Here is a 9481-nt window from a genome sequence, read left to right on the forward strand (position 1 = left end):
TTTATAAACCCCTCTCCTTTTTTAACACGTCTAAGATTAAACCTGCCGTTTCCTCAACGGCTTTATTTGAGACATCGATGACAGGACAACCAACGCGCTTCATCACTTTTTCAGCATGATCTAGTTCTTCAAGTATTCGCTTAAAGCTAGCGTAATTCGCTTGTGAGGCTAACCCCATTGCTTTTAGACGTTCTACGCGAATTTCGTTGAGTTTATCTGGTGAAATAATTAGTCCAATACAATTTTTGCGAGGTATTTTGAACAATTCTTCTGGCGGTGCCACCTCTGGTACTAGCGGAACATTAGCCACTTTAAAACGTTTGTGAGCTAAGTACATAGACAGAGGAGTTTTCGATGTACGTGACACACCGATGAGTACAATATCGGCCTTTGTAATTCCTCTTGGGTCACGGCCATCATCATATTTGACAGCAAATTCGATTGCTTCAATTTTCCGGAAATATTCCTCATCCAATTTCCTCATTAGACCTGGACGATGGTGCGGCTGCTTATGAAAGCTCGTTTCAAACGCATTCATTAAAGGGCTTAGTAGATCCACGGCCAAGATCCCCTCTTCTTCAGCACGGCGATCTAAATAATTTTTTAATGCCGGAACAACGATTGTATAGGCTATTATGGCAGGCCCTTTTTTCGCCAATAAAATCATATCCTCAATATCTTCAAAGTCATCCACATAGGAATTACGGCGAATTTCAACCTGACCACCATTAAACTGTGTTGCCACTGCTTTGACAACAAACTCAGCGGTTTCCCCAACTGAGTCGGATACAACATAGACCACTTCTCTCTGTACCAAAAGGCAGCCACTCTCCTTAGTTTGATTTGTTTTCCATGATTTCTAAATATGCTCGCGTAATCGTTGTTTTGGTGATGCGGCCTAGAAGCAAATATGTATTTTTTTGCCCATCTACTTCTTTTACAACTGGTAAGGAGTCAATGTGATTATGAATCATCTTTTTGGCTGCCTCGAGCAATGTTTCTTCGGGATTAATTGTCATAATATTTGGCATTCTCGTCATGATAACACTAACAGGCAATTCATGAAGATTTTGATTACCTAGTGATGCTCTGAGCAAATCCTTTCGAGATACAACTCCAGCTAGATAGCCATTAGAATCAACAATATAGAGTGTCCCAACATCCTCTAAGAATAGTTGAACAATTGCATCATAGACGGAAGTAGATTTTTCAACCACGATCGGAAGGGCCTTATAATCCGTTACCTTTTGATGGATGAATTTCTTCGCTTGTTGCTTTGCTTCATAGCTTTCATTAAAATAATAACCCACCCGAGGTCTTGCTTCTAAGCTTCCAGACATTGTTAATATAGCGAGGTCGGGTCTTAATGCAGCTCTTGTTAATGAAAGTTTCTCTGCAATATCTCTCCCAGTAATTGGGCCATTTTGTTTAACAATCTCGAGGATTTCATCCTGGCGTTTAGATAATTTAATCATTACCACCCCCTTAATCACATTAAAGATGTTATATTCATTAGGTTTATTATAAATGTGTTATACTTATTTGTATATAGTATATTACATTAGGACAAAAATCGAAACAATAAGTTTAAATTTTTTTTAATAAAATAGCTTTCTTCATTTTTCATTAAAAAGCTCTGGTAACATGCCTGTTGATTTCCGCTCCAGGCACGTGCGGTTCGCGGGCGGTCCGGGAAGCCTCCTCGTCGCTGGGCTCCTGCAGGGTCTCCCCTGCCCCGTCCTCCCGCAGGAATCTTCGTGCCTTCCACTCCAATCAACAAGGTGCCAAAATAAACAATAAGATTTAACGTAGTCCATAAAAAAATCCCACCGCAAAGCGGCGAGATTCTGTAAACTATTTTTGGCAATTGGGACAATAATAGGTTTTCCTTGATGATATTGTTTCCATTTTGATGATGGACCCGCATCTATTGCATTTTTCACCTTCACGATCATACACCTGACACAAATCATTAAATCCACCTGTTAATTTATCATCCTTAAAGAGTGGATTATCCATGTAACCGCCATGTTGGATGCCTTTTTGGAGGATTGATTTGATCGATTGATACAGTTTCTCTCGCTCTAAATCGACAATATCATCAATATCCTTTGTAGGAATGATACCGGCATCGTAGCAGATTTCAGCGGAATAGCAATTTCCGATGCCTGCGATAAACTCTTGATCAATCATCGTAGTTTTTAACCGGCCATGCTTTAGGCCAATCCTTTTCAAAAAATTATTTAATGAAAACTCAGTAGATAACGGTTCCGGACCTAAATGCGCAAGGTGCTGCTCTGCTTGTGTTTGATTATATAGATGCAAATATCCGAGGCGGAGGCCAATAAAGTATAGGTGATGTTCACCAAAGGATAAACGTATTTGAACTGTTCGTTTAGGCTTATCTGCTTCAGTCCCATAGAACATCCATCCGCCAAGCATTAAATGGAGTAAAAGAATTTGACCATTTTGCAGTTGAAAGAGTAAATGCTTTCCGCGACGATTGATTGAAATAATTTTTTGATGGTGACACGTTTTAATAAACAGGTCGGGGTTTAAATTGATTGATTTTTCCCGATTTATTTGTACATCCGTTATAGTTTTGCCAGCAATTTTTTGATTTAATAGGATTTTATAGTTTTCCATCTCAGGAAGCTCTGGCATTAAATGACTCCTTCCATATTAAGCATGTGTTTAATAGAATTCCCCATTTAACATGAAAGAAGACTATTAATGATAAAGAAAAATATTACCCTAATAAGAAAAAAGAACAACCTTCGCGGGTTGCTCTACTAATTAGTACTCATGCATATTTCAACATTTTCGAATGTTTATCATCAATTTTCGTCTCAATTCTTTCCATTGCTTTAAAATCACTTTTTATTTCCTGTTTATTATCCTTCACCAATTCCTTAAAGCTAAGTTTACGTTTTCTCATTCCTTCCGCCACCTTTCTTTGTTCCTATTATACCCAAGATGTAAACATCAGAATCGTCATAAATATTACAATTTTTTGAACATTAATAACTTTTTAATTGTTTATTTTTATGATAAAACAAAAAAAGGCCAAAATAATCCCCTACGTGAATGGTTATTTTATATGCATTCACGCAAGGGATCAATCTATTTTTGATTTTCCCTTTACTATTTTTTAAATTTACATTCCTACTTCCTTCAGTAAATCTTCTAAAGTTTTCCCTTTGTATTTCTCTTCTCCTTTTAGAGCATTCTCCATCCAAGGATTTTGCATAAGGTAATTATTTACTACAAAATGCATATATTTCTCATCGACAACACCGTCGTAGTTAATGTCCGCTTCGCGTTTATTGGTTTTCCAATATTTCTGAATGAACACCGCATCATTTACATCGATGACATTATCTTTGTTTACACTCCACCAGGTAGATAGTTATAATCAATCGGTTTAGAACCAGCCACAAGTTGACCGTCCATATCTAGCCCTAAAGTGGTTGATTTCTTAAAGGTGAAGTGTCCTGGTACGTCAATTTGCAACGTAAACAGCTTGCCTGTAATTGGTACATTCGAAGTAAAATAGTACGGGAATGTACTTGATCCCAATTTCGCATCGTATGTCTTTCCATCTGAATCCGTCACTTTGACTACAGTACCCGCCTTTACATAATCTAAATTTAAAGGTGCAGGATCCAAGCCACCAAAGAACATCAATCCTTCTGCTAGAACTCCGCCTCTTAGAACAGAATAGGTAGGTGTAATAAAGAAGTACGGTTGTACCCCAAATGTTGATACAGTTTTACCATCCGTATTCGTATAGCTTACACCAAAGAATCGTCCATTTTTCACACCATACAATGTCATTGGGCAGGTATACCTACCGTGACAGACCGTTTCATTCAACAAGCTTTTGCTCAAGTGTTAACACCACTATTTGACCCAACCTTTTCAGAGCATAGTTATGGATTCAGACCAAATAGGAGAGGACATGACGCAGTTCGAAAAGCGAAAGAATATATAAGTGAAGGTTACAGATGGGTTATAGATATGGACTTAGAAAAATTCTTTGACAAAGTGAATCATGATAAGTTAATGGGAATATTGGCTAACAGAATTCAAGACCGTATGGTCTTGAAACTAATTAGGAAATATCTACAAGCGGGTGTCATGATTCATGGTGTAACCTATGACTCTGAGGAAGGAACGCCACAAGGAGGTCCACTAAGTCCCCTTCTTTCCAATATACTGTTGGATAAACTTGATAAAGAGTTGGAACGAAGGGGGCACAAGTTCGTTCGGTACGCTGATGATTGTAATATCTACATGAAATCAAAGAAAGCTGGCGAAAGGGTAATGAACTCTATTACAAACTTTATAGAAGTGAAATTAAAACTTAAAGTAAATAGAGAGAAAACTGCCGTTGACCACCCATGGAAACGTAAGTTTCTAGGTTTTAGTTTTACTTTCACCAAGAAACCGAAGGTTCGAATATCTAAGGAAAGTATCAAGAGACAAAAGTCTAAGATACGCGAACTAACTTCACGTTCAAAACCTATCCCAATGGAAATAAGAATTGAGAAACTAAATCAATACCTCACGGGATGGTGTGGTTATTATGCCTTAGCGGATACACCAAGTAAGTTTAAAGAATTTGATAAGTGGATTAGAAGACGACTTCGTATGATTGAATGGAAACAATGGAAAACACCCAAAACAAGAGTGAGAAAACTCAAGGGTTTGGGAGTACCTCCAAACATGGCTTACGAATGGGGAAATTCCAGAAAGAAATATTGGAGGATAGCTAGTAGTCCGATTCTGCACAAAACCCTCGACAACTCTTATTGGAGTAACCGAGGGCTTAAAAGTCTATATCAAAGATATGAATTTCTACGTCAAACTTAGTTGAACCGCCGTATACCGAACGGTACGTACGGTGGTGTGAGAGGTCGGGGGTTAGTCACCCCCTCCTACTCGATTTATACAAAGTGGCGGGATAGAAAAACTAAAGTTTGTGAACAAATGTACTTAAACTATAGGGGGCATGAGTTAAAGAATGGGATCGCTGCGGCGGTCCTTTTCTTTATTGCACTAACGAGCAGTTTAGTTTAAGAAAGAATAGTCTATGGAGGTAGAGAATACCACCTATATTAAAACTTAGGATATTCTTACTAAAAAAAATGAATGATGGGGTACTATCAAGCGTTTTCTTGACAGTGTCCCCTCATTCAACTACTTTGCGAACCGCTAAAACTTAATTTTGGTTGGTTTTAGAATAATTTCGTAAAAACTTTTCCATTAAAGATAAGAGATCGGATAGATTACTTTCAGCATCTTTAACAACTGTTTTTTGCGAAGTTACCTTTGTGTTACTTTTGATCCTATATGTTTTATTTTGACTGTTATCGTTTTTTTACACCTTTTTTGACGTGACTGTTGTTTTTCGGATTCGGTCATATTTGGTTAATTACTTGAATGGCTTCCAGCTATGTTACTAGCTTGGTTATCAGATTTTTCTTTTTCAGCCTTTTCAATTTTTACCCATAACTGATATTTTTAATGTGGAACATGGAAATGTGAACCATTTCCTGATTATTGATCAAAAGAACGAAATCTTTATTTACCTCAATGATTACTCCCTCTAACTTCTCAGGACCGCCACGATTAAATTTTACCAATTTTAATTTCAATGACTCAAGCAGGTCTTGGAAATTAGCCGCCTTTTTAAATTCGAAATCGATAGGAACGTCAATGTCGAATTTCATCTCGCCCTTCATATTATCAGTAAAACTTTTAATATGTTTAGTGTTGTAGTAAACGACCCCATCATCTTCCGTGAGAAGGACCAGAAGATCGTCACTTGCATCCATTAACATCCCAATTTTGGATTCTGGTCCTCCTCTATCAACCTTGATTACTTTACCTATAAAACATTTCATGATGTCTTTATCCATAAAATTTCTCCCCTTTAAATTAAGTTATTATATTTACACTGCATTTATATGTATCACGGGAGGATGTTGTCCTAATAAAAAGGCCTGTTTATTTATAAATCAAGAGAAAAATAGGCAATTAAAATGATATGATACAAGACAAAAATAGCTTTAATTATCCTTGTAGTAGCCCACCACGCGGTCATGCATATGGTCCTGTGGGATGGTGGTATTTTCAGGAGGGGCATCCATATGTAAAGATTGTGAATTAAATCACTTAAAGTAACGGGTGCGTTAGTTGAAGAAGATGTTCAAGGACCTAATTGGTCCTTTTTAATTTTGATTAATAAAATATTGAATTTATGATAGGCTCGTTTTAAATCGTTGGACCTTATGGTTTAATCACTGGAATGAAACTAAACGATATAAGACAAAACTCGTCTACATGTGGGAGAATTTGAGAGGATTTTAACAATAAAACGTCAACATATAGGTGTAAATTGGGGCTAAAAAAATAAAAAAGCCGAGCATTAATCGCTCGACTTCTACATTTGTTCCTTTTTATTCTTTATTGCTTTATCTTTCTTCATTGTCCAATCCCTTCACGATCTCCATTAATTCCTCAGCCCTAAAATTTTCCATATAGATTCCTCACCACATTCTTTTTGTCCATACTGTTGGCACGGCATGTATCCTTCTCCAAGTTCGCCCCTCATAAAGTATCTGTCACGTTCAGGCTCGTTAAGTTCAATGAACTTGTATTCATTGTAAACTTCATACGAAAAACTACCAACCTTAAAAACTACGAAAAGTACAATTGCAGCAATAATTATCTTTTTCAACTTCTCCACCCCAAAATAGACAATCCTTTCAATTACTATTTTATTGGATGCATGAAGATATTACCATATGAACTTACAATAAAAATCTGACATTAAGATGCTCGAACATTTAGCAAATATAGAAAGAAACTATTTCTTCTACATCTCTACCTTCTTCCCAATATTCTTTAACAGTTCTACTAAACCAATCCCAATCTAGTGGTTCAAATACTACCTTAACATTTTCATTTTCTTCTGCTCCTTCATGTTTGTAGTAATACTGTAGAAGTTCATCCCCCTTATAAAGTATCTTAGCAAGAGCTAACCAATTCCTTGATTTTTTAGCTTCTTCAATTAGCTCACAGATTAGTTCATAGTAGTTGGCGCTTATTTCACGATTTGTCATTAATATAACCTCCAAGAATAGTTTTCTTTCCCTTGGAGTCTTTTTATCTACTAATCGTCAATGTGTAAAGCAAATCTGAAAATATCTTTTAATTGGACAGCCAATCGTAAAATGGAACCTTGCCATCTTCATACTTTGGAAATTCAATTTCTCCTCTTTTCAGCTTACTTCTGTAGAGAGTGTTTTCAAGGCAAGTTCTCAAATAAGCTGCAAGATTTTTAACAGTACTTGTAGCTTGTACTTCCTTCACGGCTAATAAGCAGACTTGTTTACTAAGTCCTTTGTTCATGTATTCAAAAACTAAATTGTCAATTATTTCTTGGTTGTTACCTTCTTTGTTAACAAATTTATCGTTAAAGGTATTTTTAAAGGTATCTTTAAATGTATTTTTAAAAGCTATATTTTCCTTGACAGGTGGAGTGACAAATGGAATGACATTAGGGTGGACATCTGGCTGGACACTAGGTTGGACATCAGATTCGAATACCTCAACAATGTAGATATTTGCTGACTGTTGGTTGTTCTTCCTAATAGCAGCATTAATCGACAGTACTTCTAACTTAGCCAAAAGCTTGAAGAATCTTTGAACGGTCTTATCGCTAACAACCATGTTGAACCTTACTTTGAACATGTCCAGGAACTTCAAATAAGAGACTGAAAATACCCCTGAAGCATTTTCTGCCAAGTCAGCAACTAAATAAAGCATTCTAATTTGGTTGTCATTGAAACACCAACGATCTTTCGCTTCTTCGATAAATTTCTCTTTGTTGTATGTACCCTTGCTATACTGTTTCAAATGTTCAGTCTTTCCAGTTACCAACATTTCCCTTCCCCCTTGTACTACAAGGAAAAGTATCGTATAATAAAAGAAACGATTCCTTGTGAATTGGACTGAACCTTGTCCTAGAGTGGCCGCTCTATGATGGACAGGGTTTTTATTTATGATTATATTTTATCACTTTAAAGCATTAAAGTGTATAAAAGTATTCCAATTTATGGAAATTAATTTATATATCCAACTTGTCAATTGAACTGTATTTCTTCGCTTTTGCTTCCAAATCATTTCCCCATAAAGCTACATATTTCTTAGTAACAGAAAGATCACTGTGGCCCAAAAGTGCTGCCAATGAGAAAGCATCCATTCCAGCTAATATAGAACGTTTAGCGTAAGTATGTCTCAAGATATGTGGACTGAATTGCTTCTCGATTCTTACTTCCTCTTTATACTTTTCAAATCTTGTTTGGATGCTTCTAGGCTTCAAAGGTTTGTTGTCTCTATTAATGAACAAGTATTCATGAGATAAGTCACCTCGAAGCTTTAAGTAATTCTGAAGAATAGCTTGAACTTTCTTTGAAGGATAGACAACTCTTTCTTCAAGGTTTTTCGTATTTCTGATTATCAGCTTTTTCTCTCGAACGTCCTCAACTTTGATTCCTACTGTTTCTGCCAATCTAACCCCAGTATCAAGCATTACTAAAAAGATAGTTAGGTCCCTTTCTCCGATAAAGCTCCTTTGCTTTTTCATGAACTTTGTTAGTCGAACAATTTCATCATCTTCCAAAGTTTCAATAACCCTTTGACGATCTCTAAGCTACTCGATGTTTTTCATTGGATTTGGAGTAACAGCTCTAATTCTGTATAAGTAATTGAAGAAAGCACTCAAAGCTCGAATTTTCGTATTGATGCTTACAATCTTAATCTTGTCTTTTAAATGAAGTATTAGCTGCTCAGTATCTTTCTTGTTAAGCTCAACAATTTCTTTATTAAATCCTATCTCGACTAATGAACTTTTTACAGCTTTCAATTCACCTTTGTAAAATTTGATAGTTGAAGGTCTTAAATTCTTCAGCTGACAATCTCTCTCGAACTTTGCGATTGCTTCTTCATCAGTTAGTTTCTTTCGAACAATTTGTAACTCTTCTTCAGTAAGCAGCCCTCGTCTTGCCATATTCTTCCTCCTAAGCATAAGATTTTACGCGTACGATTTAGCCTGTTCAAATCTTGTGCCGAATGCAAAAAAAAGACTCCCAACAGAATGTTGGAAGCCTTGATACATCAATGATTTTGATACCGGTGGTCGGGGTCGAACCGACACTCCAGAAGGAACACGATTTTGAGTCGTGCGCGTCTGCCAATTCCGCCACACCGGCATAATAAAAAATTCCATAGATAAAACTATAAAATTTTAGTGAGAAATATTTAACAGGGGCAGTAGGAATCGAACCCACACTGAAGGTTTTGGAGACCTTAGTTCTACCTTTAAACTATGCCCCTAAATGGTGGAGGGGGACGGATTCGAACCGCCGAACCCGGAGGGAGCGGATTTACAGTCCGCCGCGTTTAGCCACTT

14 protein-coding genes, 2 tRNA genes and 1 pseudogene are annotated in these 9481 nt (G+C 36.7%); 2 read left to right on the forward strand and 15 right to left on the reverse strand.

The window, feature by feature from the left end; genetic code table 11:
* Position 1: 1 nt before the first annotated feature.
* From FS608_RS27440 to FS608_RS27470, 7 genes are all read right to left on the reverse strand, one after another.
* Positions 2–817 carry a pyruvate, water dikinase regulatory protein gene (locus tag FS608_RS27440; RefSeq protein ID WP_144555720.1) on the reverse strand — a complete coding sequence of 272 codons (816 nt, stop codon included), beginning with the start codon at positions 815–817 and terminating at the stop codon, positions 2–4.
* A gap of 16 nt (positions 818–833) precedes the next feature.
* Complete coding sequence (ccpN, locus tag FS608_RS27445; protein ID WP_144555722.1) at positions 834–1475, reverse strand: transcriptional regulator CcpN; 642 nt, start codon at positions 1473–1475, stop codon at positions 834–836.
* A gap of 86 nt (positions 1476–1561) precedes the next feature.
* A complete protein-coding gene (locus FS608_RS27450; protein WP_144555724.1) occupies positions 1562–1867 on the reverse strand; it encodes a hypothetical protein in 306 nt (101 codons plus the stop codon).
* Positions 1855–2664, reverse strand: coding sequence for an Fpg/Nei family DNA glycosylase (locus FS608_RS27455; RefSeq protein WP_144555726.1), 810 nt, complete (start codon positions 2662–2664; stop codon positions 1855–1857). Before FS608_RS27455 ends, FS608_RS27450 begins: the two co-directional genes overlap by 13 nt.
* Positions 2665–2803: 139 nt before the next feature.
* On the reverse strand, positions 2804–2938 hold the full coding sequence (locus FS608_RS27460) for an FbpB family small basic protein (RefSeq protein ID WP_144555728.1): 135 nt from the start codon (positions 2936–2938) through the stop codon (positions 2804–2806).
* A 219-nt stretch (positions 2939–3157) separates the two neighbouring features.
* Positions 3158–3355 (reverse strand): hypothetical protein, encoded by a 198-nt coding sequence (locus tag FS608_RS27465; RefSeq protein ID WP_144555730.1) that lies wholly within the window; start codon positions 3353–3355, stop codon positions 3158–3160.
* A gap of 32 nt (positions 3356–3387) precedes the next feature.
* Complete coding sequence (locus tag FS608_RS27470) at positions 3388–3837, reverse strand: hypothetical protein (RefSeq protein WP_144555733.1); 450 nt, start codon at positions 3835–3837, stop codon at positions 3388–3390.
* Positions 3838–3843: 6 nt separating this feature from the next.
* On the opposite strand from FS608_RS27470, the pseudogene ltrA reads away from it, so the two are divergent.
* Both ltrA and FS608_RS31000 read left to right on the forward strand, forming a co-directional pair.
* Positions 3844–4875, forward strand: a pseudogene (ltrA, locus tag FS608_RS27475) (group II intron reverse transcriptase/maturase); the annotation flags it as partial.
* Positions 4876–5082: a hypothetical protein gene (locus FS608_RS31000; protein ID WP_222127417.1), complete on the forward strand. Its 207-nt coding sequence runs from the start codon at positions 4876–4878 to the stop codon at positions 5080–5082.
* A 425-nt stretch (positions 5083–5507) separates the two neighbouring features.
* Here FS608_RS31000 and FS608_RS27480 read toward each other — a convergent pair whose 3' ends face one another.
* The 8 genes from FS608_RS27480 to FS608_RS27510 form a co-directional block, all read right to left on the reverse strand.
* Positions 5508–5924 carry a hypothetical protein gene (locus FS608_RS27480; RefSeq protein ID WP_144555735.1) on the reverse strand — a complete coding sequence of 139 codons (417 nt, stop codon included), beginning with the start codon at positions 5922–5924 and terminating at the stop codon, positions 5508–5510.
* Positions 5925–6517: 593 nt separating this feature from the next.
* Entirely contained in the window at positions 6518–6745 is a 228-nt protein-coding gene (locus tag FS608_RS27485; protein ID WP_144555737.1) for a hypothetical protein, read from the reverse strand.
* A 109-nt stretch (positions 6746–6854) separates the two neighbouring features.
* Complete coding sequence (locus FS608_RS27490) at positions 6855–7130, reverse strand: hypothetical protein (RefSeq protein WP_144555739.1); 276 nt, start codon at positions 7128–7130, stop codon at positions 6855–6857.
* Between the two features lie 88 nt (positions 7131–7218).
* A complete protein-coding gene (locus FS608_RS27495) occupies positions 7219–7953 on the reverse strand; it encodes a hypothetical protein (RefSeq protein ID WP_144555741.1) in 735 nt (244 codons plus the stop codon).
* A gap of 184 nt (positions 7954–8137) precedes the next feature.
* Positions 8138–8692 carry a tyrosine-type recombinase/integrase gene (locus tag FS608_RS31510; RefSeq protein ID WP_260871840.1) on the reverse strand — a complete coding sequence of 185 codons (555 nt, stop codon included), beginning with the start codon at positions 8690–8692 and terminating at the stop codon, positions 8138–8140.
* A gap of 30 nt (positions 8693–8722) precedes the next feature.
* Positions 8723–9079, reverse strand: a complete 357-nt coding sequence (locus FS608_RS31515) for a phage integrase N-terminal SAM-like domain-containing protein (protein ID WP_260871841.1) — start codon at positions 9077–9079, stop codon at positions 8723–8725.
* Between the two features lie 120 nt (positions 9080–9199).
* Positions 9200–9281, reverse strand: a tRNA-Leu gene (locus tag FS608_RS27505).
* A gap of 53 nt (positions 9282–9334) precedes the next feature.
* Positions 9335–9405, reverse strand: a tRNA-Trp gene (locus FS608_RS27510).
* Positions 9406–9481 lie beyond the last annotated feature (76 nt).

Source organism: Bacillus sp. X1(2014), assembly GCF_007678255.1.

What these genes read in the sequence shown, in the direction of transcription:
- FS608_RS27455 (WP_144555726.1), bottom strand. Translation starts at nt 2,664, where the DNA reads ATGCCAGAGCTTCCTGAGATGGAAAACTATAAAATCCTATTAAATCAA.
- FS608_RS27490 (WP_144555739.1), bottom strand. Translation starts at nt 7,130, where the DNA reads ATGACAAATCGTGAAATAAGCGCCAACTACTATGAACTAATCTGTGAG.
- FS608_RS27480 (WP_144555735.1), bottom strand. Translation starts at nt 5,924, where the DNA reads ATGGATAAAGACATCATGAAATGTTTTATAGGTAAAGTAATCAAGGTT.
- FS608_RS27495 (WP_144555741.1), bottom strand. Translation starts at nt 7,953, where the DNA reads ATGTTGGTAACTGGAAAGACTGAACATTTGAAACAGTATAGCAAGGGT.
- ccpN (WP_144555722.1), bottom strand. Translation starts at nt 1,475, where the DNA reads ATGATTAAATTATCTAAACGCCAGGATGAAATCCTCGAGATTGTTAAA.
- FS608_RS31515 (WP_260871841.1), bottom strand. Translation starts at nt 9,079, where the DNA reads ATGGCAAGACGAGGGCTGCTTACTGAAGAAGAGTTACAAATTGTTCGA.
- FS608_RS27470 (WP_144555733.1), bottom strand. Translation starts at nt 3,837, where the DNA reads ATGACATTGTATGGTGTGAAAAATGGACGATTCTTTGGTGTAAGCTAT.
- FS608_RS27460 (WP_144555728.1), bottom strand. Translation starts at nt 2,938, where the DNA reads ATGAGAAAACGTAAACTTAGCTTTAAGGAATTGGTGAAGGATAATAAA.